This is a genomic window from Aureimonas sp. N4 (assembly GCF_001463925.1).
In the GTDB taxonomy this organism is placed as follows: domain Bacteria; phylum Pseudomonadota; class Alphaproteobacteria; order Rhizobiales; family Rhizobiaceae; genus Aureimonas; species Aureimonas ureilytica_A.
In genome coordinates this window covers 59,228-83,385 of sequence record NZ_BBWS01000051.1, presented here as the reverse complement: position 1 = coordinate 83,385, position 24,158 = coordinate 59,228, and the positions used below count along the sequence as shown (strand labels likewise).

22 protein-coding genes and 1 pseudogene are annotated in these 24,158 nt (G+C 63.5%); 7 read left to right on the top strand and 16 right to left on the bottom strand.

Going from position 1 to position 24,158, the window contains the following annotated elements; genetic code table 11:
• Positions 1-17: 17 nt before the first annotated feature.
• The 5 genes from AUL28_RS17170 to AUL28_RS17150 form a co-directional block, all read right to left on the bottom strand.
• Complete coding sequence (locus tag AUL28_RS17170; RefSeq protein WP_058635017.1) at positions 18-1,088, bottom strand: ABC transporter ATP-binding protein; 1,071 nt, start codon at positions 1,086-1,088, stop codon at positions 18-20.
• 63 nt (positions 1,089-1,151) lie between these two features.
• Positions 1,152-2,279, bottom strand: a complete 1,128-nt coding sequence (locus tag AUL28_RS17165) for an ABC transporter substrate-binding protein (RefSeq protein WP_062223881.1) — start codon at positions 2,277-2,279, stop codon at positions 1,152-1,154.
• A gap of 35 nt (positions 2,280-2,314) precedes the next feature.
• Positions 2,315-3,121, bottom strand: a complete 807-nt coding sequence (locus AUL28_RS17160; RefSeq protein WP_058635015.1) for an ABC transporter permease — start codon at positions 3,119-3,121, stop codon at positions 2,315-2,317.
• The gene (locus AUL28_RS17155) at positions 3,121-4,056 is read right to left on the bottom strand and encodes an ABC transporter permease (RefSeq protein WP_082640533.1); all 936 of its coding nucleotides are present in this window, start codon (positions 4,054-4,056) and stop codon (positions 3,121-3,123) included. The genes AUL28_RS17160 and AUL28_RS17155 overlap by 1 nt, the downstream gene beginning before the upstream one ends.
• A gap of 22 nt (positions 4,057-4,078) precedes the next feature.
• A complete protein-coding gene (locus AUL28_RS17150) occupies positions 4,079-4,849 on the bottom strand; it encodes an aspartate/glutamate racemase family protein (RefSeq protein ID WP_062234940.1) in 771 nt (256 codons plus the stop codon).
• Positions 4,850-5,037: 188 nt separating this feature from the next.
• Here AUL28_RS17150 and AUL28_RS17145 point away from each other — a divergent pair, with 188 nt between their 5' ends.
• The 3 genes from AUL28_RS17145 (at position 5,038) to AUL28_RS17135 (ending at position 6,844) form a co-directional block, all read left to right on the top strand.
• Positions 5,038-5,472: a hypothetical protein gene (locus tag AUL28_RS17145; protein WP_062234937.1), complete on the top strand. Its 435-nt coding sequence runs from the start codon at positions 5,038-5,040 to the stop codon at positions 5,470-5,472.
• 178 nt (positions 5,473-5,650) lie between these two features.
• Positions 5,651-6,325, top strand: a complete 675-nt coding sequence (locus tag AUL28_RS17140) for a hypothetical protein (RefSeq protein WP_062234935.1) — start codon at positions 5,651-5,653, stop codon at positions 6,323-6,325.
• Positions 6,326-6,526: 201 nt separating this feature from the next.
• Entirely contained in the window at positions 6,527-6,844 is a 318-nt protein-coding gene (locus AUL28_RS17135; RefSeq protein ID WP_082640532.1) for a hypothetical protein, read from the top strand.
• Positions 6,845-6,960: 116 nt separating this feature from the next.
• On the opposite strand, the gene AUL28_RS17130 is transcribed toward AUL28_RS17135, so the two are convergent.
• The 11 genes and pseudogenes from AUL28_RS17130 to AUL28_RS17075 form a co-directional block, all read right to left on the bottom strand.
• Positions 6,961-7,308 (bottom strand): cupin domain-containing protein, encoded by a 348-nt coding sequence (locus AUL28_RS17130; RefSeq protein WP_062234931.1) that lies wholly within the window; start codon positions 7,306-7,308, stop codon positions 6,961-6,963.
• A 45-nt stretch (positions 7,309-7,353) separates the two neighbouring features.
• A complete protein-coding gene (locus AUL28_RS17125) occupies positions 7,354-8,679 on the bottom strand; it encodes an NAD(P)/FAD-dependent oxidoreductase (protein WP_062234928.1) in 1,326 nt (441 codons plus the stop codon).
• Positions 8,680-8,693: 14 nt separating this feature from the next.
• Positions 8,694-9,584 (bottom strand): ABC transporter permease, encoded by an 891-nt coding sequence (locus AUL28_RS17120; RefSeq protein WP_062234924.1) that lies wholly within the window; start codon positions 9,582-9,584, stop codon positions 8,694-8,696.
• A gap of 44 nt (positions 9,585-9,628) precedes the next feature.
• The gene (locus AUL28_RS17115; RefSeq protein ID WP_058635010.1) at positions 9,629-10,579 is read right to left on the bottom strand and encodes an ABC transporter permease; all 951 of its coding nucleotides are present in this window, start codon (positions 10,577-10,579) and stop codon (positions 9,629-9,631) included.
• Positions 10,580-10,748: 169 nt separating this feature from the next.
• The gene (locus tag AUL28_RS17110) at positions 10,749-12,416 is read right to left on the bottom strand and encodes a peptide ABC transporter substrate-binding protein (RefSeq protein ID WP_062234921.1); all 1,668 of its coding nucleotides are present in this window, start codon (positions 12,414-12,416) and stop codon (positions 10,749-10,751) included.
• Positions 12,417-12,560: 144 nt separating this feature from the next.
• Positions 12,561-13,892 (bottom strand): NAD(P)/FAD-dependent oxidoreductase, encoded by a 1,332-nt coding sequence (locus AUL28_RS17105; RefSeq protein ID WP_062234918.1) that lies wholly within the window; start codon positions 13,890-13,892, stop codon positions 12,561-12,563.
• A gap of 1 nt (position 13,893) precedes the next feature.
• Positions 13,894-14,604 (bottom strand): SDR family NAD(P)-dependent oxidoreductase, encoded by a 711-nt coding sequence (locus AUL28_RS17100; RefSeq protein WP_062234915.1) that lies wholly within the window; start codon positions 14,602-14,604, stop codon positions 13,894-13,896.
• Complete coding sequence (locus AUL28_RS17095) at positions 14,601-15,092, bottom strand: MarR family winged helix-turn-helix transcriptional regulator (protein ID WP_058635006.1); 492 nt, start codon at positions 15,090-15,092, stop codon at positions 14,601-14,603. Before AUL28_RS17095 ends, AUL28_RS17100 begins: the two co-directional genes overlap by 4 nt.
• Before the next feature lie 300 nt (positions 15,093-15,392).
• The gene (locus tag AUL28_RS17090; RefSeq protein WP_062234912.1) at positions 15,393-17,033 is read right to left on the bottom strand and encodes an ABC transporter ATP-binding protein; all 1,641 of its coding nucleotides are present in this window, start codon (positions 17,031-17,033) and stop codon (positions 15,393-15,395) included.
• Positions 17,034-17,605: 572 nt separating this feature from the next.
• Positions 17,606-18,709 (bottom strand): annotated as a pseudogene (locus AUL28_RS17085) (IS3 family transposase).
• Between the two features lie 241 nt (positions 18,710-18,950).
• Entirely contained in the window at positions 18,951-19,616 is a 666-nt protein-coding gene (locus AUL28_RS17075; RefSeq protein ID WP_082640531.1) for a CatB-related O-acetyltransferase, read from the bottom strand.
• Between the two features lie 486 nt (positions 19,617-20,102).
• On the opposite strand from AUL28_RS17075, the gene AUL28_RS17070 reads away from it, so the two are divergent.
• From AUL28_RS17070 to AUL28_RS17055, 4 genes are all read left to right on the top strand, one after another.
• Positions 20,103-21,851, top strand: coding sequence for a type I secretion system permease/ATPase (locus tag AUL28_RS17070; RefSeq protein WP_244493557.1), 1,749 nt, complete (start codon positions 20,103-20,105; stop codon positions 21,849-21,851).
• Positions 21,852-21,945: 94 nt separating this feature from the next.
• Positions 21,946-23,364 carry an HlyD family type I secretion periplasmic adaptor subunit gene (locus AUL28_RS17065; RefSeq protein WP_062234903.1) on the top strand — a complete coding sequence of 473 codons (1,419 nt, stop codon included), beginning with the start codon at positions 21,946-21,948 and terminating at the stop codon, positions 23,362-23,364.
• Between the two features lie 21 nt (positions 23,365-23,385).
• Positions 23,386-23,649, top strand: a complete 264-nt coding sequence (locus tag AUL28_RS17060) for a hypothetical protein (RefSeq protein WP_058635001.1) — start codon at positions 23,386-23,388, stop codon at positions 23,647-23,649.
• Between the two features lie 161 nt (positions 23,650-23,810).
• Positions 23,811-24,119 (top strand): helix-turn-helix domain-containing protein, encoded by a 309-nt coding sequence (locus AUL28_RS17055; RefSeq protein WP_058635000.1) that lies wholly within the window; start codon positions 23,811-23,813, stop codon positions 24,117-24,119.
• Positions 24,120-24,158: the final 39 nt, after the last annotated feature.

Genomic DNA, 24,158 nt, shown 5'->3' with positions numbered 1-24,158 from the left:
AGGTCGGGGCCGATCGCTCAGCCGGCGAGCGCCTCGCAGCGGCTCGGGTCCCAGCCCGCCAGAACCGGCGTGCCGGGCGGGAAGCGGCGCTGGTGCAACTGGTTCTGCCGCTCGGCGGTGAGTTCGACCCCGCCGATCGCGAGGCGATAGCGCACGATCGGCCCCTGATAGGTTTCCGATAAGATCGTCGCGGGAAAGCGCACCGTGCCGGCAGGCAGGGTCTCGGCATCCACGACGATATTTTCGGGCCGCACGACCAGCTTGGCGACCTGATGAGGCGCGACGCCGGCACCGGCCCGCGCCTCGAACTCCGCCCCCGCGAACCGCACTTGGGCGCGCCGCTCGGCCACCGCGCCGACCTCCACATCGATGAGATTGGAATGGCCGATGAAGCTCGTGACAAAGAGCGTTTCGGGCCGCTCGTAGATATCTTCGGGCGTACCGACCTGCACGAGGCGCGAGCGCTGCATGACGCCGATCCGGTCGCTCATGGTGAGCGCCTCGTCCTGGTCATGCGTGACATAGACCGTCGTGATGCCGAGCGAGCGCTGGAGGTCCTTGATCCAGAACTTCATTTCCTCGCGCATGTTCTTGTCGAGCGCCGAGAGCGGCTCGTCCAGAAGCAGGATGCGCGGCTGCGTGACGAGGACGCGGGCGAGCGCCACGCGCTGCTGCTCGCCGCCCGAGAGTTGGCGGGCATAGCGCTCGCCGTAGTTCCTGAGGCCGACTTGCGCCAGCACGGCCTCGACCTTGCGTCCGATCTCGGCCTTTGGAACCTTGCGCATCTTCAGGCCGAAGGCGACATTGGACGCCACGTCCATATGGGGAAAGATCGCGTAGTTCTGAAACACGATGCCGATGTCGCGCCGCTCGGGGGGCAGGGCGGTCACGTCGTCCTCGCCCAGCCAGATGCGCCCCTCGCTCGGCTCCACGAAGCCCGCGATCATGCGCAGCGTCGTGGACTTGCCGCAGCCCGAAGGCCCCAGCAGCGAAAAGAACTCGCCGTCGCGAATATGCAGTTCGACATTGTCGACGGCGCGCGAGGCGCCATAGCTCTTGGTCAGCTTGATCAGCCGGATGTCGGTCACGGGCGCAAAATCCTGCGAAGGGGAGCGAGACGGGCGGCTGGGGCAGCCGCCCACGCGGCGGCGTCAGGAGGCGAAGATTTCGTTCACGGTTTCGACGATATCGTCCTCGTGTTCGAGGTAGCTCTTCCAATCCGGCATGAAGAGCCCGTCCAGCGCGTTGGCGGTGTTCTCGACGCCCTGGCTCAGCAAGCCGGCGGGGAGCTTGGCGTCACGATTGGTCGGGCGGTAGAAGAAGACCTCGCCGACGGCGGTCTGATAGGCCGGGTCCAGCGTGCGATCCACGAGGGCGAGCGCCAGCTTCTTCTGCATGGGTTCGAGATACCGGCTGACGGTCTTGGTCTGCGTCAGGATGGATTTGGGATTGTCCCAGATCCAGGCATCCACCGGCACGCCCTTGGCCTTCTGGAGATAGACCTCGCCGTCGTTCTGCACGGCGATCTCGACCTCGCCGCGCTCCACCAGCGCCTGCATGTTGCCGGTGAAGTCGGAAATCTTCATCGGCATGGCGGTGCGCATGGCCTCATAGCCGGCGTCGAGATCGTATTGATCCTTGCCGAAGTTCATCGCGCTGGCGATGAAGAAGTCCATCTGGAGCGTGTTGGTGGTCACATAAGTGCCGCGCTTGCCGGCATAGCGCTCGGCCCAGAAATCCTTGAAGCTGGTGGGCGGGGCCAGCCCCGTGTCGGTGCGGTAGACCCAGCAATAGCGCGAGAAGGCCCAGGTGACGCCCAGCCCGTTGGCGGTCGCGAAGGGCCAGACGCCCTTGGCGTTCGGCATGTTCGCCAGCAGTTCGTCCTGCGGCAGGAAATAGTCGCCCGCGCCCGCCGTCTTGAACATTTCCGGCAGGTTCCAGTTCGTCACGGCATAGGCCGGGTTCTTCGGCCCGCCCGCCACAAATTTCGGAAACCAGGGGAAGGAGCTGTCGTATTCGATGCGGCAGTTGAAGTCCTTCTCGAACTTGTCGAGCAGGAGCTTGCGCTGCGTTTCCTGCCAGAAGCCACCCCATTCGGCGATCCGCAGGGTCGCGCCGCCGGCATCGAAGACTTGACCGTCATAGGTCACGTCCTGCGAGAAGGCGTGATTGATCGAAAAGAGATTGGCGCTCGACGCAACGAGGCCGAAAGCAGCCCCCGCCTTGAGGATCTGCCGGCGGTTCGGGCGGGGAGAATTCATGTCATGCATGTCGGTCATGGCCTGTCTCCGGGAGGGGAAGAGGAAACGTGCGCTCAGCGCCCGCCGAACAGGCGGCGAAAATTGACGAGGCGCGAGGTGAGGATGGTGGAGGCGATCACCAGAAGGATCGCGAAGATGCCGGCTGCGGCCGCCGTCGGCTCGAAGCGGTAGCGCAGCGACGTGTAGATCGCGATCGGCAGCGGCTGCGTGTCGGGCGAGGCGAGAAACAGCGTCACCTCGAACTGGCCGAAGGAGACGATGAAGGCGAAAAGCGCGCCCGCTGAAATGCCCGGCCGGATGATCGGCAGCGTCACGGAGCGAAACGCGTTGAGGGGCGAGGCGCCGAGTGAGCGAGCCGCTTCTTCCAGCGAGCGGTTGAAATCCACCAGCGCGGCCGAGACGGTCGCGATCACGAGCGGCGTCGTGACGATGACATGGCCGATGAGCAGGCCCGTGAAGGAGCGGGCGAGGCCGATGCCGCTGGTCGAGAAGAAGACATAGAGCGCCAGGCCCAACACCACGCCCGGCAGAACCAGCGGCAGCACGAAGAGCGTGCGCAGGATAGGGCCGAGCGCGCTGGTGGTGCGCGTCAGCCAGAGCGCCGCCGCCGTGCCGATCAGCGTTGCGATCAGCGTGGTGACGAAGGCGAGCTTGAAGGAGAAGAGATAGGCCGGCACGAAGGTCGGCGAGGTCAGGAAGGCCCCGATCCAGCGCAGCGACAGGCCCTGCGGCGGGAAGGTCAGGTAGTCGCCCGCGTTCAAGCCCGTCAGCACGACGATCAGGACGGGTACGAGGAGAACAGCGAGCGCCAGGGCCGCGCCGATCTTGAAAGGAAGCGGGATCGTCTCGCCATCACGCATCAGGCGCGCCCTCCGGCGGTGAGCCGCGCGGCGGCCTGATAGAGAATGACGGCCAGAAGGCTGGTCAGGAACAGGATGGCGGCGATCGCCGCGCCGAACTGCCAGCGACCGGCTTCGGCGATCTGCTGATAGATGTGAATGGGCAGCGTCACCACCTTCCAGCCGCCCATCAGCGCCGGCACGACATAGGAGGAGATGGCAAGCGCGAAGACCAGAAGCGAGCCCGACAGGATGCCCGGCATGGACAGCGGCAGCACGACGGCCCGAAAGGCCGCCCAGCGCGAGGCGCCGAGCGAGCGCGCCGCTTCCTCGAAGGAGGGCGGGATCGACTTGATCACCCCGATCAGCGAGATCACCATGAAGGGCAGCGTCACCTGCACCAGCCCGACCACGACGCCGAACAGATTGTACATGAGCGGCAGCGGGCCGGAGATGAGGCCGGAGGCGACGAGCGCGCCGTTGATCAGCCCGTTGTCGCCGAGCAGCACCATCAAGCCGTAGAGCCGGATCACCATGTCGAGCTGCATCGAGGACAGGACGAGGATCATCAGAACCGCGTTGCGGCCGGGATGCTGCGTCTTGGCGATGACGTAGGCGAGCGGATAGCCGAGCGCGAGGCATAGGAGCGAGACGACGACGCCGATGCCGACCGAGCGGCCGATGGCCTCGTAATAGATCGAGCGGGTGAAGATGCGGGCGTAATTGTCGAGCGTCAGCGCCGGAACGAAGGCGACCGAGCCCGACACGCTCTTGTTGAAGGAAATCGCAAAGAGCGAGGCCGTCGGCAGAATGAAGAAGACCAGAAAGAACAGCGTCGCGGGAACCGCCAGAAGCCAAAGCGCAAGACGCGGGGCTCGGCGTCGGCTTGTGCCGGGTAAGACGGCTCCAGGCCCCGCCGTCTCCGATTGATGCGTGAGAGTCTGCGTTCGGTTCATGTCGCGTGCCCCCTGACCCCGCTCATTGCGACGCTGCGGCCAAGCTGGCGCGAAGCGCTTCGAAGCCCGCGACGTCCTTCTCGGGCGGTGGGGGATAGGTCAGCGCGCTGTGGGTCAGGTTTGAGCGCGCGAGGGCGGCCGCGATATGGACCGCATTGGGGATCGGGTCGATGACGGGAATGTCGATCCCACCGGCGAGGAGCCCCGCGCGCACCGCGCCGGCGCAGCCGAGCAACCCCGTGCATCCGAAGATCACGGCTTCCGCACCATCCTTCTCCACCGCGAGCCGCGCTTGTTCCACGAGGAGACGCTGCGTGGCGTCGAGATCGTCTTCCAAGGCGAGGACCGGGATATCGACGGAGCGCACCGATGCCATGCGCGACGCCAGGCCATTGAGCGCGGCGGCGTTTTCGAACTGTGCGCGCAGTCGGCGCATCACCGTGACGACCGAGAAGCGATGGCCGAGCATCGCGGCAACATGCATGGCCGCCTGAGACGGTCCGATCACCGGAATGCGCACCATTTCGCGCGCGGCGCGCAAGGCCGGGTCGGCCATGCAGTCGATCACCACGGCGTCGACACCCTCGCGTTCCGCCTCCACGATCCGGCGGATCGTGTCGGGCGCACAGATGGCGGTCTCGAATTCGCTCTCGATCGACGCCGGCCCCTCTTCGATCTGCGAGCCGCTGACCTTCAGGCCCAGGCCACCGAGCGCTTCCAGCACGGCGGGCGGGCGGAAGTTGCGGGCCGTGATGGGGGAGACGATGCGGACATGAATGGGCCGATCGATCATGCAGGCCTCCTGTTCGATGCATCGATGTTGCGAGACTTGCGAGCGATCCGAAATGGGGTTGAGGGATAGGTTAGGACAAAATCGGGATAGGTTTGGGTTAGGTAAAACCATTCCCAACCTATCCTGTGGGGTAGGTATTTAAGGGAAATCTGCCTGTGCCGCTCAAGGATCGAGCATGATGATCCCACATGTCCAATCGTTGGGCAGGCAGGTCTGTTGCCCTTGAAACCGAAGACGTCGATGGAAGCCTGCTTTGGAAAGAGGGCTTTTCGTTCGATCAGTTCGCGAACTGCCAGGCTTTCCTGGAGGGCCTTCTGATCGCGCGCATCCATGCGGGGCTGATGCGTGAAAGGGAGCAGGGCAGGATCCTGAGGCGTCGACGAAGCCTGACGAATGCACGCAAGCAGACAGCCCGTGAGACGTTGGAGAAGGGGCAGTCGCGAAGCTCTCCCGCGACCAAAGTCTCAGCCGGCAGACGATCCAGCGGACGCGCGATGAAAGCATGGAGAGGCGAGAAACTGGGCCGAAGGAAACGGAGGCCACAAAAGCATGATGTTTTGGGCCGGCTGGCGTTGCGCCGGTCAGTCCGGCAGAGCTTTCTGGTCCGTTTTCGGGAACTCTGACCGAGACCTCCGACCTCGGCGGCGATGATCGTCCCGTTTGACGGCAAAATCTCTCGCCGGCTTTCCGCCTGCACGTTACCAGTCAGCTTCCAAATGCTACAGCGAGCCTATTCATGACCCCTCCTCCTTGCATTGCCGAAGCTGAGTGCCGAGGCGCTCTTTCCGAAAGGGCGGAACGTTGATCCCCTGGGTGCCGCTCGGCACAGCGCCCATTCCGGGCGGCGGCGAATTGCGTCTCATGCGGCGCGGTACGGAATATTCCATCATGATCGGCGGGACCGAACTGATGAACAGCCGCCTCAGCGGCTCGGAGGAGGCCCTGGCCACGCTGGCGGCAGAGAGGATCGGCCCGCGCACGGGGGCGCGTGTCCTGATCGGCGGCCTCGGCATGGGCTTTACGCTTCGTGCGGCGCTGGCGAGCCTCCTGCCGGATGCCCGCGTCACCGTTGCCGAACTCGTACCGGGCGTCGTCGACTGGGCGCGGGCGGAGATGGCCGATGTCTTCGGGGACAGTCTGTCCGACCCCCGCGTCGACATCGCGGTGGAAGATGTAGCGGACACGATCGGCCGGGCCCGCGGTGCTTACGATGCCATTCTCCTCGACGTCGACAATGGTCCGGACGGGTTGACGCACAGCGGCAATGATCGGCTCTACGGCCCCGCTGGCCTTGCCGCAGCCCTTCAAGCGCTGACGCCGGGCGGGATCCTGGGGATCTGGTCACAAGGGCCGGACCCGGCCTTTACCACGCGCCTCGGCCGCAACGGCTTCCAAGTGGACGAGATGCGTGTGAAGGCCGGACGCGGACGTGGAGCAAAACATGTGCTCTGGTTCGCGGCCAAGGCCGCTCGCTAGAGCGCGCACCACCCGGCCCGGCCGGTGCGCAGCCGGCTTCTCCCAGCCGTCTTGAAGCTGGGGACGGAACCTCCGACCAGCCGACCCCGCGAGGTTTTGGCGGCAGCTCTTATTATTCGGATTCCGAAAGGATCGACTGCCCCGCGAATTCGTTTGCTGCCCATACGCTCTCGCGCCGCGAGTGCGCTTTGGAGATTCACCATGCCTGCACGTTTCACCAAGCTGGACAACGCCATCAAGGCTGGCCTCAAGAACATGGCCGCCAAGGCTGCCGTCGATCAGATCGAATATTGGGAAGAGCAGCTGAAGGATGTCGACGTGTCTGGATCGAAGGGGATTCTAGCCGATCTCCATTCGCTCAAGACCAAGCTCCAGGCCGACGAGGTGGATGGCGATGCGGTCAAGAAGCTCCTAGCCGATCTCGGGAGCAAGACGGCGAAGGTTGCCGGTCGCGTGGACGACAAATCCGTTTCCGAACATCTGGAGAAGGTCGGCAAGGGCTTGGAAGAAGCCGCTTGACGATCGGTTGAGAACGACCCGTCGGAAGAAAGCTCAGCTTCCGACGGGATACTTTTAGGCCCATCGGGCCGAGGGTGCCTCAAGCCCGAACAGGGCGTGGCGCGCTCGCAAGGCGCTCAGGGTTTCGGGATGACGGTCGCCAGCTTTCGGAACGGCGACAGGATTTCGAGCCGGCTCGGCACGCCTTTGGCGATGCTGACGATGGTGCCGGGGCCGATCGTCACGGGCGTTTCGTCGGCCTGCGAATAGACAGCCTCGCCTTCCACCACGACGAAGGTCTCCTCCAGATCGCGGCCGGGATAGTTGTAGATGCCGGGCTCGGCCTTCCAGACGGCGACGATTGTGCCGTTCTCGGTGGAATCCTGCCAGATCTGACGGCGATAGGAGCCGTCCTCGCGCCCTTGTGCCGGCATGGCGGGCGTCAGGTCGATATCGTCGGATATGTTGAAGATGGGCATGGTCATGGCAGTCTCCTCGCGGGGCATTGTCAGGCTTTGGGTGAAGGGGGGTCAGGCGTGTGGCGGCAGCGCCGCGCCGGACAAGCGTGTGGCGAGATTGTCGCGCACGCGGTAGTAGCGCAGCGTCAGCGCGGGGCCGAAGGCCATGTAGGCGGGGGCGGCGGTGAGCGGCTCCAGCTTCAGCGCTAGTTCGCTCTCTGGCTGACCCAGCGCCCATTCCGAGAGGATCGATCCCAGCATCGAACCGGTCGGCACGCCCCGGCCCGAAAGCCCGGTCAGCGCCACGACGCCGGGCGCGAGATCATAAAACCGGGGAACGGTGCGGACCTGCATGTCCAGCTCGCCGAACCAGAGATAGTCCCAGCGGATTACCTCGCGAATTTGCGGGTGCAGCCAGGTCAGGCGCTCGCTCATCACCTGTCTGGTGTAGGCGAGGTCCCGCCCGCGCCGTCCCATCGGGAACATCGAGCAGACGATGCGCCCCTCGCCATTGTACTTGTAGACGTAGATGTCGCCGCGCCCGTCATGGATCGTCGTGTTATCAGGCAGGACGCTCTGGCGCGTTTCCGGCGAGAGAACCTGCGTGGCCGCGACGAAGACGCGCTGGATCTTGAAGGTCTGGTCGAGCTTCGGCCAACCGCCGACCGTGTAGGCCCCGGTCGTGAAGATCACCTTGTCGGCCACGACGCACCCGCCCGCCGTGCCGACCGCCCAGCCGCCGCTCGCCTCGCGCTCGCAGGAGAGAGCCGCCGATCCGGTGAAGATCTTCGCCCCTTCCTGCATCGCGGCGCGGGCGAGGCCCCTCGCGTAGCCGAGCGGGTTGAGATGGCCCGCCTCCTCGTGCAGCCAGCCGCCGTGGAACCGCGGGCTGCCGGTGATGGCTTCCACCTCGTCGCGATCCACGAAGCGCGTGCGCGCGCCGACGCCGTTATAGGTCTCGACCTTGCGCCGGATCTCCGCGAGGGCCCCCTTGTGCGGAGCGCCCATCACATAGCCGTTCTGCACCCATTCGCAGTCGATCTGGTAGTCGCGGATCATTGCGGACACGCGGTCGTTGGCCCGCGTCTGACGCTGGATCAGCCGCTCCGCCCAGGGCTCGCCCAACATGCGCCTGAGTTCGGGCAGGCTGTAATGGGTGAAGGTCGGCGTGCAATGGCCGGCATTGCGGCCCGAGCCGCCGAAGCCCGCTTCCTCCCGCTCTAGAACCACCACATCGACGCCGGCCTTGGCGAGTTCCAGTGCGGTCGTCAGCCCGGCATAGCCGGCCCCCACGATGCACACATCGGCGCGGACGGAACCCTCCAGCGGGTTGGTTCGCGGCGCGGGCTTGGCGGTGGCGAACCAGAGCGTATCCTCGAAGGGCGAGAAGCGGGCCATGGTGGAGCCTCCCGTCAGCTGAGGTCGCTGCGGGCGTCCAGCGCATCGCGCAGCCCGTCGCCGATGAAGTTGAAGCTGGTGACGGCCAGCGTGATCGCGACACCCGGCACGATGGCGAGCCACGGAGCCTTGTCGAGATATTGCTGCGCGCCGTTCAGCATGTTGCCCCAGCTCGGCAGGGGCGGCTGAATGCCGTATCCGAGGAAGCTGATATAGGCCTCCAGAAGGATCGCGCGCGCCACCGTCAGCGTCGCCGCCACGATGATCGGCCCGACCGCGTTGGGCAGAAGCTCGCGGAACATGATCCAGCCGTTGGGCAGGCCCAGCATCCGCGCGGCCAGCACGAAGTCGCGCTCGCGCAAGGAGCGCACCTCGGCCTCCACCAGACGGGCGATCTCCATCCAGCTCGTGACCGCGATGATCACCGTGATCATGAAGGGGCTGGGCTTGACGAAGGCGGCGAGCGCCAGGAGCAGGAAGATCGAGGGGAAGGACAGGAAGGCGTCCACGAAGCGCATCAGCACCGCGCCGAGCCGCCCGCCGTAATAGCCGGCGACGACGCCGATCACCGTGCCGATCAGCGTCGAGAGCACCATGGCGAAGAAGCCGACCAGAAGCGAGATGCGCCCCGCGCTGAACAGCCGGGCGGCGATATCGCGCCCCAGCGGGTCGGTGCCCAGAATGTGGTAGCCGGTCAGCGGCGGCGCGAAGCGGGCGCGCAGGTCGATATAGAGTTCGTCATAGGGCAGGAGATGCGGGCCGACCACGCAGGCGAAGATCAGCACCGCGATCATGACCAAGCCCACCACCGCCAGCTTGTGGCGCGCGAACCGGCGGACGGTGCGGCTGCGCCACCAGCGGGGGGAGGGGGCGGCGGCGGCGATGGGAAGCGTTGCGGCGGACATGGTCTAACCCCTTCAAGCGATGGCGACGGAGCGTCGGGCAGGCGTCACCCCAGGCGGATGCGCGGATCGACGAGCGCGACCAGAAGGTCGGCGATGAGACTGCCGGCGAGGACGAGGATGGCGGAGAACATGAGAAGGCCCATGACGACGGGGTAGTCGTGATAGCCGAGACTATCGAGAAAGAGCCGCCCCATGCCGGGCCAGGTGAAGACGGTCTCGGTGACGAGCGCGCCGCCCAGGATGGTGGGCAATTGCAGGCCGGCGAGCGTGATCATCGGCAGAAGCGCGTTGCCCACCACATGCTTCATCAGGACCCGGCGCTGCGTCAGACCCTTGGCGCGGGCCGTGCGCACGAAATCCTGATTGATGACGTCGAGCGTCGCGGTGCGCATATAGCGGCTCCACACCGCGATGTTGACCAGCGCCAGAACGAGGCTCGGCATCACCAGGTGGATGGCGTAGTCGTAAAAGGACTGGTCGCCGATCGTGTACATGCTGCCGACCGGCAGCCATTTCAGCTTCAAGGCGAAGACATAGATGGCGACGAGGCCGAACCAGAAGGTCGGGATCGACAGCGCCACCATGGCGCCCACCGTCGCGGCATAGTCGAAGAGCGAATAGCGCTTCGTCGCGCCCTTGATGCCGATCCAGGTGCCGACGAGGATCGAGATCAGCGTGGACGAGCCCATCAAGAGAAGCGTGGCGAAGAGGTGCCCGGAGATGATCTCCAGCACCGGCCGCTGGTCGCGGTAGGACGTGCCCCAGTCGCCTTGGAGGAGACGCCATCCCCAGTCGAGATACTGGATCGGGAGGGGCCGGTTGAGGCCCATCTGCTCGGCGATGCGGTCGATCGCCTCGCGCGTCATGCCGGGGGTGAGCGCGAATTGCGACAACGGGCCGCCGGGCGCGAGGTTCAGGACCGCGAAGCCGATGATCGACACGAGCACCAGAAGGATCAGGCTCTGCCAGAGGCGGTTCAGGAGATAGGGCAACATGGGGCTGGCTCCGGATCGGCGGATGGTCTGTCCTGCGCGCGGGACGCATGATTGCGGGGCGTCCGGGAGGGGAGCGCGCGGACCTAGGCGTTCGTGCGCGCGCTGCCGCTTCGGCGGGCCGGGCCTCGCATGAAGGCCCGGCCGATCACGTGATCAGACGATCACTTGATCAGGCGAGGCTCCAGTGACCGACATTCCAGGTGTCGATGCGGGTGTTGATATTGTAGGCGACGCCTTCGACGCCCTGCTTGTAGCCGCGCACCGTCGCGTACTGGAACAGGGGCAGGAGCGGCAGCTCCCGGCGCATGATCTCCTGAATCTTGAAATAGGCCGCGCGGCGCTCTTCCGGCACGAAGAGGCTGCCGCCCTGCGTCAGCAGATCGTCCACTTCCTTGTTGGCGAACTGCCAGTTGTTCTGGCCCGAGCCGCCCTTGGCGGGGCTGGAGGTCGAGCGGAAGAAATCCGACGTGTCCGGGTCCGGCCCGGTCAGGAAGTCGAGGCCGACGATCACGCTGTCGAACTGGGACAGCATCCAGTAATCGCCCCACATGACCGCCGGGGGCAGGTTGGAGATCGTCATCTCGATGCCCAGATCCTTGAAGGACTGCTGCATATATTGCTGCACCTGTTCGCGGATGTGGTTTCCCGCTGTCGTGGAACAGGTGAAGGCGAGCTTCACGCCGTCCTTGGCGCGCACACCGTCCGCGCCGGGTACCCAGCCCGCTTCGTCCAGCAGGGCCTTGGCCTTTTCTGGGGAGTATTCGTGCTTCGGCAAGTCGGGGTTGTAGTAATAGGATTGCTGCGGAACGTAGCTTTCGGTCGGCGTCGGCAGTCCGTAATACAGCGCGTCGATGATCGATTGCTTGTCGATCGCGTGATACAGCGCCTCGCGAACCTTCGGGTCCTTGAACTGCGGGCGCTCCATGTTGAGCGTCAGGGATTCGATGGTCGATCCCGGCACCACGGACACGACCTTGCCCTCCAGCGTCTTGGCTTCCTCATAGTGGTCGGGCGTAATCCACTGGAGGCCGGCCACGTCGATGTCGCCCGCCTTGAACTGGGTGTACATGACGTTGAGATCGGGCACGTATTTGTAGATCAGCGTCGCGATATGCGGACCATCGCCGAAATAGTCCTTGTTGGCTTCCAGAAGGATATAGTCGCCGGCGACGCGCTGCTTCCACTTGAAGGGGCCGGTGCCCACGGGCGCGTTGTTGAAGGGGGCCGTGTTCGGATCGGCCGCCGCGCCCAGGATGTGCTTGGGCGTGATGAAGGTCGAGGCCAGGATGGAGGGATAGGGCGCGAAGGGCTTTTCCATCTTCCAGGTGATCTCGGTCGGCGACACGACCGTCAAATCGCGCACGAACTCATGGCCGGTCTTGCGCCAGGAGCGGAAGTTCGGATTGACCAGAAGCTCCAGCGTGGACTTCACGTCCTCGGCGGTGAAGGGCGTGCCGTCGTGCCATTTCACGTCGTCGCGCAGCTTGACCTTCCAGGACAGGCCGTCCGCCGAGATGCCGCCATTCTCGACCGTCGGCACCTCGGCCGCCAGCGCCGCCACGAAGGCACCCTTCTCATCGACATAGAAGAGCGGATCGAAGATGCTGAAGTGAATGCCCTCATCGACCTCGATATGGGGCATATGCGGGTTGAAGACGGTGGGCTCCTGCGAGAAGCCCACCGTCAACTGGCCCTTGGCGTCCTGACCGCCTTGCGCGAAGGCGGCGCGCGTGAGGCCGGGCAGGCCGGTCGTCACGAGGCCGGACGCACCGAAGGCGAGAAGCCCGAGCGCCTGGCGGCGGGTGGTGGTGAGGAATGGCTTACGGCTGTCGGGCATGGTGTCGGTTCCCCTTGGTCGGATGGAATGGCTTGGGATCACATCGTTGCATCCGCCTCTGCGGGCGGTGGACCTCCCGGCGGCAGTCGCCTGCCGGCATGCTCTTCGGGGCGGCGCGGCAGCCTGAACCGCCGCGCCGCACGCTCAGAAACCGCTGATCAGTTCGATCTTCGAGCCGTCCGAGAAGCGGCTGAAACGGAAGTCGTGCCGCTCGACCAGCGGCGTGCGACCGGACACGATGTCGGCCATCAGCCGCCCGGCGGCCGGGCCGATGCCGAAGCCATGGCCGGAAAAGCCGGTGGCGACATGGAAGCCGGGGATCGCGTCCACCGCGTCGATGACGGGCACGGCATCGGGCGTCACGTCGATCATCCCGCCCCAGCGCTGGGCGATCTCGGCTTTCTTGAACACCGGAAAGGCGACCGACAGGCGCTTCATGGCCGCGTCCGAAATGGCCTTGGACGGCACGGGATCGAGCACGCGGTTATATTCGAAGGGGGAGGGCTCATCGAGCGCCCAGCGGCGAGCTTGGCGCGCCTCGTCCAGGAAGCGCCCGCCGACCCGGAAGCGCAGCGCGCGCCACTCATGCGAGAGGGCCGGCATGAACTTCGCGGCATGGCGGAAGGAGGCGGGAACGATATCCACCACGTTGCGCGATCCATCCGCGATCGTATAGCCGCCGTCCTCGCGCTTGCGCAGGGCAAAGCCGCTCGCCCAGATCGCCTCGTCCGGTCCGCCTTCCAGCGGCTTGGTGCGCAGGACCGAGTTCAGAACCTTCAGCTGCGGCAGGTCCAGCCCGTTATTACCCATGAAGAGGCTGGACCACGCCCCGCCCGCCAGCACCACGGAGGAGCAGGCGATCTCGCCGCGCTCGGTGACGACACCCGACACCTTGCCGCCCGAGAGTTGCAGGCCCCGAACCGCGCATTCGGTGAGGATATGCGCGCCCCGGTCGCGCGCCGCCTCGGCGATGGCGGGCGCGGCCTTCTGCGGCTCGGCGCGGCAGTCTCCCGCCGTGTAGAGCGCGCCGGCGATCTTCATCGTATTGCCGGGATATTTGGCGTTGAACTCGGACGCGCTCAGCATCCGGCTTTCGATCTGGTAGCCTTCCAGATTGCGGTTCCAGCGCTCATGATCGGCGAAGGATTTCTCGTCGGTGCAGGTGAAGACGATGCCCGATCGCTTGAAGCCCGTTTCGCGCCCCGTCCGCCGGTTGAGATCGGCCCAGATGCGCAGCGATTCCGCCATCAGCGGCACTTCGCGCGGGTCGCGGCGGGAGATGCGCACCCAGCCCCAGTTGCGGCTGGACTGTTCGTGGCCGATCCCGCCCTTCTCGCAGAGCGCGACCCGCAGGCCCCGCTCGGCCAATTCCAGCGCGGTGGAGGTTCCGATGATCCCGCCGCCGATGACGACGACATCCACCGCCTTGGGCAGGTCGGCATCGCCATGGACGGGAACGACATAAGGACCGGGCATATCAGAAGAATTCCTCAAGCTGGCAATTGACCGCGAATTCGGCGACCGAGGCGGAGTTGGGCAGGGCCAGAAGCAGGGCGACGACGCGGGCGAGATCGCCGGGCTGCGTCAGGAGTTCGGCCGGGCGATCGGTGATCGCCGCCGCCATGTCGGTGGCGACGAAGCCGGGGCAGACGGCGGTGGCGCGCACGCCCTGGTCGAAGCCCGCCTGCCGGATGGCGTGGGCGAGCGCGACGGCGGCAAATTTGGATAGCGAATAGCTGCCCGCGCCGGGTGACTTGACGCGCTTGCCGGACAGCGAGGCGAGAATGATCACCCGGCCCCGGCCGGTGGCGCAGAGAGAATCCCAGGCCGCTTTCGCAAGCCGGCGCGGCGCCTTCACATTCACCGCCATCATGGCGTCGATGTCCTCGTCCTCGGCTTCGATCACGCTCTTGGGGATCATGATGCCGGCATTGGCCACCAACGCGTCGATCCGCCCGAAGCGAGCGAGCGCCGCCTCCACCCAGCGCGCCTCGCCGCTCGTGTCCTCGGCGTCGTAGGCGAAGAGATGCACCCGGTCCTCATGGCCGGAGGCCCAGGCCGGCAGGAGCGGGCGGCGCATCCCCAGCGAAACGTGCCAGCCCTGGCGCAAAAGCTCGGCGGCGATGTGATCGCCAATGCCGCGGCTGGCGCCCGATATGAGCACGACGGAACTTTGGGGATCGCTCATGAGAGGCCCACGATGCGCCGATAGGCGCGCTTGAGGATGTCGGTGACGAGCTTCTGCTCGTCCTCGGGGATGAAGGAGAAGAAGTCGCGCGACTGCTGCGGCACGATCTCGCGGATCTTCACCGCTAGCGCCGCCCCGGCCTCGGTGATGAAGAGCTGCTGGGCGCGGTTGTCCTCCGGCGAGATCTCGCGGCGGATCAGGCCATGGCCCTCCATCTGGTCGAGGAGCCGACCCATGGCCGAACGGTCCTTGAGGATGAGATGCGCGATCACGGAGGGGCGGATGCCCGGATAATCGTCCACCAGAAGAAGGGTGGTGATCTTGCCCGTGCCCTTGGCAACGTCCAGCCCTTCCAGACGCTCGTCGAGATCGCGCGAGACGGCGAGGTTCACCGTGCGGATATAGAAGCTCAACGTGTCTTCCAGCACATCGATATTGATGTCCTGCGGCAGGGTCGGCGGCGGTGTCTTGGGCTTGGCTGTCTTCATCGGTCTCGGTTCGGGCGCGCGCACTCCCGCCCTGCCGCGCCGCATCCTTGCTGCGCGACGGTCAGGGCTCGGCGGCCGTGTCGCTTGTCGGTTTTATGACACTATGAAAGGCCAGATAGTGGATATTAGCAACCATTTTCTGGCACTAAGACCGTATTATTTTCGATTTAAAATCAGCCTTTTACATGGAAAACAGCAGCGTCGCCGGCACCTATGGCGCCAGCGGCGGGAGATGGCTCAAAGGGCCAAGATGTGCGTTCCGGCCGCCGGCCTTGGTGCCAACAACCGTCCGGCGATGAACTAGCCGGCTTCGGCCGCCGGCTCCCAGTCCGCGCCCGGAATCGCCGAGACGAGCTTGCGCGTATAGTCGTGTTGCGGGTCGCGGAAGATCGTGGTGGGCGGCCCGCGCTCCACCACCACGCCCTTGTACATCACGATCACCTCGTCGCAGATCTGGCTGGCGACGCGCAGATCGTGGGTGATGAAGATCATCGCGACCTGCGTCTCCTTCTGAATCCGGTCCAGAAGCTCCAGAATCTGCGCCTGGATCGACACGTCGAGCGCCGACACCGCCTCGTCCGCCACGAGAACGAGCGGGTCGAACATCAGAGCGCGCGCGATGCCGACGCGCTGGCGCTGGCCGCCGGAGAATTCGTGCGGGAAGCGGTCATAGGCCTGCTCGTCCAGCCCGACGAGCTTGAGGAGGCGAAACGCCTTGGCGCGCGCCTCGCTCACGGACAGGCCATGCGCCACCGGGCCGACGGTCAGGATCCTCCCGATCGTATGGCGCGGGTTGAGCGAGGCGAAGGGGTCTTGGAAGATCATTTGGATATAGGGCCGCAGCGGCCGGAACGCCTCCTCGCTCAGCCCCGCGATGTCCCGACCCTGGAAGCGGATCGATCCGGCGTCCGGCTCCACGAGTTTCAGAAGCACGCGCCCGAGCGAGGACTTGCCCGAGCCGCTTTCGCCCACGACGCCGAGCGTCTGGCCCTGGCGGAGCTGGAAGCTGACGCCGTCCACCGCCTTGACCACGCGCGTCTTGCCGAAGAAGGAGCCGGACAGCCGATATTCCTTCTCAAGCTTCTCCACCTCCAGCACCACGGGCGCGTCCGCGCTGATCTCGGCTGCGCTGGCGCGCATACGCGGAACGGCGGCCACCAGGCGCTGCGTATAGGGATGCGCGGGATGGATGAGCACCTCTCCGGCCGGTCCCTGTTCGACCAGCTTGCCCTTTTCCATCACCACGACCCGATCGGCGATCTCGGCGACGACGCCGAAATCATGGGTGATGAACATGACGCTCATGCCCTTGCGCTTCTGGATCTTGCGGATCAGATCGAGAATCTGCGCCTGCGTCGTCACGTCGAGCGCCGTGGTCGGCTCGTCGGCGATCAGAAGGTCGGGATCGAGGGCGAGGGCCATGGCGATCATCACGCGCTGGCGCTGCCCGCCCGACAGGCGGAACGGATATTGAAAGCGCATCAGCGCGGGGTCGGGCAGGCCGACCTCTTCCAGCAGCGCCAGAACCTTGGCCTCGCGGCTTGAGGCTGTGCCGTGGCGATGCGTTTCCAAGACCTCGAGGATCTGGTCGCCGACCGTCATGAGCGGATTGAGCGCCGAGAGCGGGTCTTGGAAGATGATCGAGACGACGCGCCCGCGCAGCTCGCGCATCTGCGCTTCGCCGGCCTTGAGAATGTCGATGCCCTGGAAGTGGATTTCGCCGGCGCTGGCTTTGATCGCAGGCGGCAGCAGGCCCATGATCGTGTTGGCCGTCACGGATTTTCCCGAACCGGACTCGCCGATGATGCAGAGAATTTGGCCGGCGGGCAGATCGAAGGAAATATCCTCCACCGCATGGCGCCGCTCCATGCCCGGCGGAAGGTCAACCGTGAGATGTCGAACGGAGAGCACCAGGTCGGCTGGCACGGCGATCTGGGACATGCGTTACCCCCTTTGCCATCTGCGACGCCGATCTGTCACCCCCACGCGCCACACCGAGATGATGGACGGTGTCCACTATCTCGTCCAGTCGTGATTTCCCCGTCGCTGCTTGCTTTTTCGGCAGTAGCGACCTCAAACTGCTTGAATATCGGGAGGATCGCAAAACTCGTGTGCACCCGAGCCAGCGTTCATCTTGACGCCGTTTCAGACGTCATGACTGTGTTGAAACAGCCCACTGGTCACAGGGATCGCGGCTTGTTTCAACTTATCGGCAATTAAAACTCTCAAAATCCTTCGATCTACCGGCGACGCTATCGGCTCGAATGGTCATGTGTGGAAAGGTGGATTGATATTTCGATGTCATCTTCGTTTCGATCGGTCGACATCGTGAATCCGCCTTTCAGAGGCGACGAAGGCGTTACATACTCATTGAATGCCGCAGCTCCCCCATGTCCAGTCGCGTGAGCGGACTGCGGGATGACAAAAGCGTGGAATGAGATCAAAGGTCGGTTGCAAACAGTCTATCGTAACCAGCCTACCTCGTGGTCCTGACCCGGACTTTGGCCCAGGCGTCATGAGAGCTCTCGGGCTCTTCTGAGTTGATCCGCGAACTCGGCCGGGGTCAAGTTACCCAAGCTGGTGTGCGGACGGTGGTGGTTGTAGTCCTCCCGCCAGGCCTCGATCCGGGACCGGGCGTCGGCCATGGACAGGAACCAGGAGGCGTTTAGGCATTCGCTGCGCAGGCGGGCGTTGAAGGCTTCGATGAAGGCATTGTCGTCAAGCTTTCCCGGCCTCGAGAAGTCCAACTCGACCTTGTTCAGGTAGGCCCACTGATCGAGCATCCGACCGGCGAACTCTGGGCCGTTGTCCACCCGAATGCTCGCCGGCTTGCCGCGAAGGGCAACGAGCCGGTCGAGCTCCTCGGCGACTTGATACGCCCGGAAGTTCGTCCTCGCACAGGTCGCGAGAGCCTCTCTCGTATGGCAGTCGAGGATGGTCAGGATTCGGAACGGCCGATCGTCGAACAGCCGGTCCGACACGAAGTCCATCGACCAGACCTCGTTGGCATGCTCCGCCGTGGCCCGGCCCACCCGGTACCGCGAGGACCGCCGGCGCTTCGGGCTTCGCGTGCGGATCGACAGCCCTTCCTCGCTGTAGAGCCGGTACACGCGCTTGTGGTTGATCACCCAGCCCTCGCGCTGGAGCAGGATGTGCAGGCGTCGATATCCATAGCGCACCCGGCTCGCGGCCAGATCCTTCAACCGCATGCGCAGCGCTGGTGCCGGATCGCGGCGCGACTTGTAGCGAGGGGAAGCCCGTCCAAAGCCGCTGGCCTGGCAGGCTCGGCGCTCCGACACGGCGAACGCCGCCTGGAAGTGCCGGACTTGCCTCGCGGCGCCGGACGGGCTTCACCACTTTTTTTGCAGGGCATCCTGCAGCATCGTCTTGTCCAGGCTGAGGTCGGCCACCAGCCGCTTCAGCTTGGCGTTCTCCTCCTCGAGCTGCTTCAGGCGCCGGATCTCCGACACGCCCATCCCGGCATAGACCTTCTTCCATCGATAGAACGTCGCCTCGGCGATCCCCATCTTCCGGCAAATCTCGCCGACCAGCGTGCCGTTCTCCGCCTGCCGCAGGGCAAAGGCGATCTGCTCGTTCGTGAACCGCTTCTTGGGCATCGGCTCTCTCCTCTCGCCGAGAAATCCTGCCCGAAAATTCTCACACCGTCTGGACCAGTTTCACGGGTCAGGACCACAGTCAGGTGCGAGCCGCCCATCGTACCGCCGTCGCAAATGCCGGGACTGAACATCTAGGCCTAGGCCGGCCCATTGGTGCGGGCATTGCGAAAGCTTGAAAGTATCCATGGTCGAAAAGATAAATTAGGATTGTCCGGCCTCCCATTAGCCTTTCTACGCCATGTTATCTACGGCTGCGGAATATTAAATTTAGAATATATTCTTTCGCTGTATGCGTTTCTTTGGTTTTCGCTGCATCCGAATCTTTGATCGGGTTGCTTTGAGATTGGCAGTAAAGGACGAACCTTTCGATATCAGGCGACAAAAGGTAGGGGGTTGCTGCGGAAATCTCGTCTTCTGGCCAATTCCACCAAGCAATCTCTATGAGGTTATCGATGATCTCTGGCTTGAAGCGGTGACGTATAATGCGTGCCGGATTGCCAACGGCAATCGTGTAAGGAGGGATGGACTTCGCAACCACGGATCGTGCGCCCACGATCGCGCCGTCTCCAATGGTCACGCCGGATAATATCGTGGCCCCGTTCCCGATCCAGACATCGTTTCCAATCTGGATGTCGCCCTTGCTGGCCGGATGCCCAGGGATAGCGTGAGCTTTGGGCCAGTCTTCAAACTCGGAGAATGGATATGTTGTGACCCAGTCGTCCCGATGGTTTCCGCCCAGGATGAGCGTCACACCATCGGCGATCGAGCAGAAGGAGCCGATCGAAAGTCGAATGTCTTCGCCCCACCAGAGCACGTCCGGATTTCCGTAGGAATGCTTCCCGAGCGAAAACCGTCCCTCCTGCCGGAGGCGGCTGACAGTTTCAGTTTCCCGAAATTCTGGCTTCATTCGGTGGACAGGCCCCTAAAGTATGAACTCTTCATCCGTGAGCTACAGTGCAAAAATGATGGCGGGCGAGGAAGGGTTGGTAGATCAGGCTTGAAGCCTTTTGCGGGAGGCGCTGCCTTGCCAGGCAGGAGGTCCTTGTCTTCTTAGCGGAACGAAACCGATCAAGCCTCAAGTTTCCATGCAGAATCCCACAGGCCGCCTCATTTCAGCCTTCAAGACCGCGAAAGCGGAGGAACCAGGGGCCTCTCGCTTCCTGCAAGCATTCAATTTGTGTTAAGCGAGAGAGGATGCGCCAAGCGGCGTCACATCTGGAGCCTTTGTGAGGTTCGGTTCGAGCAAATGAGAGAAGTGCATCTGATGACGGCTCGAAACCTGCCGCTCCAATTTCTGAGAACCCCACAACCTATCAAGCAGTGCAGAAGAAAAACTATGGGAAGAATTTAGTTTCTCTCTGAAATCAGATCTTTTCATTGCTCGGGGGTGTTGGTGTCTTATATCTCAGATAAGAAATCCGCGTTAGGCGGAGCTTTTGCCGTTTGCAAAACGAATTTCATATTCGTTATCGTTTTTAGTTTTTTCATCAATCTGCTGATGTTTATCAGCCCTCTGTATATGATCCAGGTTTACGACCGGGTCTTGGCCAGTCGAAGCGAAGTGACCTTAATCATGGTCACGCTTTTGGCGATCGCTTTGCTGGTCGTTTACGCGGCTCTTGAATCCATTCGTTCCCGTATTCTGGTCAGAACCGGCGCGCGATTTGATAAGTTTATCGGTCAGAAAGTTTTCTCCACATCGTTTCGGGGGCATCTTCGTTCGCCAAGCGGCGGCTATTCCCAGCCGGTGCGCGATCTCGACACGCTTCGCGAGTTCCTGACGGGCGGCGGTATCATCACCTTCTGCGACGCACCCTGGATGCCGATCTTCCTGGCCGTCTGCTACATGATCCATTTTTGGATCGGCGTCGTGGCCACGATCGGTGCGGTCTCGATCTTTGGACTGGCGCTCGCCAATGAGTTGATGACGCGTCGCTATCTCAAGGATGCCTCCGTCGCCTCGATCGGCGCCAATCAGTATGTTTCTACGACCTTGCGCAATGTCGAAATCATCCATGCGCTGGGCATGATGAAGTCCATTAGCGGTCGCTGGAGTTCGTTGCACGACCGCGCGCTTGGCCTCCAGGCGCAGGCGAGTGACCGCGCGGGTCTGATCCTGGCGACCTCGAAGTTCGTCCGTACGGTTCTGCAGATCGCCATTCTGGGCGTCGGTGCCTATCTCGTTCTGGAGTCCGAGGTGACGCCGGGCGCCATGATCGCCTCGTCGATCATGATGGGCCGCGCGCTGGCACCGGTGGAAGGCGCTGTCGCGCAGTGGAAAGGGTTCATGGCCACACGCTCGGCCTATGACCGGCTTACCAAGATGTTCGAGAACACTCAGGCCGAGCCGGAGAAGATGCCGCTCCCGACCCCGACCGGTGCGATCACCCTCGAGCAGCTCGTCGTTGCTCCTCCGGGCACGAACGCTGCCACGTTGAAGAGCGTCAACATGCAGATCATGCCCGGCGAGGTGATCGGTGTGATCGGTCCGTCCGGCGCGGGCAAGTCGACCCTTGCGCGTGCCTTGACAGGTGTTTGGCTGCCGCTTAGCGGGCATGTCCGTCTTGATGGCGCAGATATCGATAACTGGCATGCCGAACTGCTGGGTCCGCATATCGGTTATCTTCCGCAGGACGTCGAACTCTTTTCCGGCACGATTGCCGAGAACATTGCCCGTTTCACCTCGGTCGATGCCGACGCAGTGGTGAAGGCCGCTCAAAAGGCGGGCGTGCATGAGATGATCCTGCAGCTGACAGACGGCTACAATACCAAGATCGGCGAAGGCGGGCGTTCGCTCTCCGGCGGTCAGCGCCAGCGGATCGGCCTGGCACGCGCTCTTTATGGCGATCCGAAAATCATCATTCTCGACGAGCCGAACTCGAGCCTCGACAGTTATGGCGAAGCCGCTCTGGCCCAAGCCCTGCGGATCGCCAAATCCGAGAAGCGTACGGTCATCGTCATCAGCCATCGCGCATCTTTGCTGAACGAAGTCGACAAGCTGGCCGTCTTCACCGGCGGCACGCTGACCATGTATGGTCCGGCCGCAGACGTGATCGAACGTCTGAACCCCCGCGCGGGCGGCCCTGCTCCCGTGGCGCAGCCGATGGGGCAGGTCACCCATATGACGCGTGCGAACGCTTGACGGCTGAGCAGGCTCGCCTGCCTCTTCTCAGGCGTCACGCTTCTTCCCGTGGCGCCGCTCCGATTTCGACGAAAATGCCAGAAAGGCAAAGCGCATGACCGATGGATCCATGCAATCTGTGGAAAGCGCGCTTCCGGCTTTGAAGTCCAAGCGGGGCCTTTCCGGACCTTTGTCGCGCCTTCTGAAGAAGAGCGAGGAGCGCGACCTCCACGAGATTCAAGACATCTCCGCGCCGATATCCGCACGAGGCCCCATCATCGCGGGTCTCGTGATCATCGGCGTGACCTTTTTCGGCGCCGGCGTCTGGGCCTCGACCGCCCCCCTCGCCAGCGCCGTGACGGCTCAAGGTACGGTCACGCTCGAAGGCAAACGGCGCGCTATTCAGCATTTGGAAGGCGGCATCATCAAATCCCTCCATGTCCGCGAGGGACAGGAGGTGCATGCCGGAGATGTTCTGATCACGCTGGACGAGACACAGGCCAATGCAGCCGTCGTGCGTCTGCGCACTCAGCTGGATACGCAGCTTGCCTTGCAGGCGCGCCTCATCGCCGAGCAAAGCGGACAGGAGAACATTTCCTTCCCGGCCGAGCTCAAAGCGCGCGACACCGAGCCGAAGGTTCAGGAAATTCTGGCCGGTCAGCAGCAGGAATTCAACGAGCGGCGCAAGACGCTGGTTGGCACTGTCGATCTCCTGCAGCAGAAGATCACCCAGCTCCAGCGCACGATCGATGGTTTGAAGGCCCAGAAGGAATCGCGCGAGACACAGGTCAAACTGATCCGCGAGGAATTGAAGTCTCTGGAAAGCCTTCTGCGCAAGGGCTTGATGAACAAGTCTCGCGTTCTGGAACTGCAGCGCGGTTCGGCTCAGCTCGACGGTGAAATCGGCGATGTGACCGCCCAGATCGGTCGTGCCCAGCAGCAGATTTCCGAAGCGCAGATGCAGATCATTCAGACGCAGCAGCAGTTCCGCGAGGATGTTGTCTCGCAGCTGCGCACGGCCGAGTCTCGCGCTGCCGATCTTCAGCAGCAGGTCTTTGTGGCCAATGACATCTCGAAGCGCTTGGATATCGTTGCGCCTCAGAGCGGCACGGTGCAGAATCTCGTCGTCACCACGGTCGGAGGCGTCATTTCGCCGGGCGAAGTGCTGATGGAAATTGCCCCCAAGGAGGGTGAGTTCCTGGTCGAAGCGCAAGTGTCGCCGCTCGACATCGATAACGTGTCCATCGGACAAATAGCCGAAGTCCGCTTCTCCGCGCTGGATCTGCGCACGACACCGGTCATCATGGGCAAGGTCGTATCCCGATCGGGTGATCGGATCGAGTCGAACAATCGACCGCCCTATTTCCGTGTTCAGGTCGAAACGCCGCCCGAGGAGATGAAGAAGCTTCAAGGGCGCAAGCTGCAAGCCGGCATGCCTGCGGAAGTGCTGATCCAGACCAGCGAGCGGACCTTGATGAACTATCTCACCAAGCCGCTGACGGATCAGATCCGCCGCGGCATGAACGAACAATAAGCCTAGAAAACGGAGAATCCCATGACCGAATCCAGCGGCTTTCCGCTTCCGCCCGAGAACAAAGAGCGGGTCATGCGTCTGACGCAGGATGTCTTCGTTCCTTATCTCCAGAAGGCTGTCGAGGAAGGCGGCAAGCAAGCGCCTTTCACCGAAGTCCTGAGCGCGGCGTCCACCGCCTATGCCAATCTGGTGGAAATGACCGTCGGTCGCGAAGCCGCCGTCATGCTTCTACGCAGCCTGGCTGACCATATGGAGACCCGCCCCGTCGAACAGCCGGTGCAGTAAGAGAAAAGGCCTTTTGCGAGGCCGAATGTCGGCGTTGCCGTCACTGGAATTCGTGCGGAATTTGTCTTATGATGAAATTCCGACCGTCGAAGCGGTTTCATCTGGAATTTTGATCCGCTTCCGGACGCTGGCTTAGTGGTCAGGCGCGTAAGGGTAGAGTGATGGCGACGCAGACTGTTCTGGCTGAGGATATGGCGCGCCAGCGTCTTCGCAAAGAAGGCGGTGCCTGGCTGCGGAGCCGTCGTGAAGCGGCGGGTCTGTCGCAGCGTGAACTCGCCGAGCGTGTCGAGGTCGGCTATTATACCTTCGTTTCCCAGATCGAGGCAGGTCGCGGCCGCATTCCGGCCGAGCGCTATAGCACCTGGGCGAGCGCTCTCGACATGAACGCGCGTGACTTCGTGCGCAATATCATGGCCTATTACGAACCCAGCACGTACGAAATCCTCTTCGGCGAAGAGGGTCGGGCGTGATCGCTCGTCAGGTCGCCGCGTTGATCAGCGTCAGCCTCT

Bases quoted from the DNA above. Each gene is read 5' to 3' on its own strand.
- AUL28_RS17105 (WP_062234918.1), bottom strand. From the start codon at position 13,892: ATGCCCGGTCCTTATGTCGTTCCCGTCCATGGCGATGCCGACCTGCCC.
- AUL28_RS17150 (WP_062234940.1), bottom strand. From the start codon at position 4,849: ATGATCGATCGGCCCATTCATGTCCGCATCGTCTCCCCCATCACGGCC.
- AUL28_RS17160 (WP_058635015.1), bottom strand. From the start codon at position 3,121: ATGCGTGATGGCGAGACGATCCCGCTTCCTTTCAAGATCGGCGCGGCC.
- AUL28_RS17055 (WP_058635000.1), top strand. From the start codon at position 23,811: ATGGCGACGCAGACTGTTCTGGCTGAGGATATGGCGCGCCAGCGTCTT.
- AUL28_RS17120 (WP_062234924.1), bottom strand. From the start codon at position 9,584: ATGTCCGCCGCAACGCTTCCCATCGCCGCCGCCGCCCCCTCCCCCCGC.
- AUL28_RS17145 (WP_062234937.1), top strand. From the start codon at position 5,038: ATGTCCAATCGTTGGGCAGGCAGGTCTGTTGCCCTTGAAACCGAAGAC.
- AUL28_RS17075 (WP_082640531.1), bottom strand. From the start codon at position 19,616: ATGAAGCCAGAATTTCGGGAAACTGAAACTGTCAGCCGCCTCCGGCAG.
- AUL28_RS17110 (WP_062234921.1), bottom strand. From the start codon at position 12,416: ATGCCCGACAGCCGTAAGCCATTCCTCACCACCACCCGCCGCCAGGCG.
- AUL28_RS17165 (WP_062223881.1), bottom strand. From the start codon at position 2,279: ATGACCGACATGCATGACATGAATTCTCCCCGCCCGAACCGCCGGCAG.
- AUL28_RS17095 (WP_058635006.1), bottom strand. From the start codon at position 15,092: ATGAAGACAGCCAAGCCCAAGACACCGCCGCCGACCCTGCCGCAGGAC.
- AUL28_RS17100 (WP_062234915.1), bottom strand. From the start codon at position 14,604: ATGAGCGATCCCCAAAGTTCCGTCGTGCTCATATCGGGCGCCAGCCGC.
- AUL28_RS17125 (WP_062234928.1), bottom strand. From the start codon at position 8,679: ATGGCCCGCTTCTCGCCCTTCGAGGATACGCTCTGGTTCGCCACCGCC.
- AUL28_RS17155 (WP_082640533.1), bottom strand. From the start codon at position 4,056: ATGAACCGAACGCAGACTCTCACGCATCAATCGGAGACGGCGGGGCCT.
- AUL28_RS17060 (WP_058635001.1), top strand. From the start codon at position 23,386: ATGACCGAATCCAGCGGCTTTCCGCTTCCGCCCGAGAACAAAGAGCGG.
- AUL28_RS17090 (WP_062234912.1), bottom strand. From the start codon at position 17,033: ATGTCCCAGATCGCCGTGCCAGCCGACCTGGTGCTCTCCGTTCGACAT.
- AUL28_RS17115 (WP_058635010.1), bottom strand. From the start codon at position 10,579: ATGTTGCCCTATCTCCTGAACCGCCTCTGGCAGAGCCTGATCCTTCTG.
- AUL28_RS17135 (WP_082640532.1), top strand. From the start codon at position 6,527: ATGCCTGCACGTTTCACCAAGCTGGACAACGCCATCAAGGCTGGCCTC.
- AUL28_RS17065 (WP_062234903.1), top strand. From the start codon at position 21,946: ATGACCGATGGATCCATGCAATCTGTGGAAAGCGCGCTTCCGGCTTTG.
- AUL28_RS17130 (WP_062234931.1), bottom strand. From the start codon at position 7,308: ATGACCATGCCCATCTTCAACATATCCGACGATATCGACCTGACGCCC.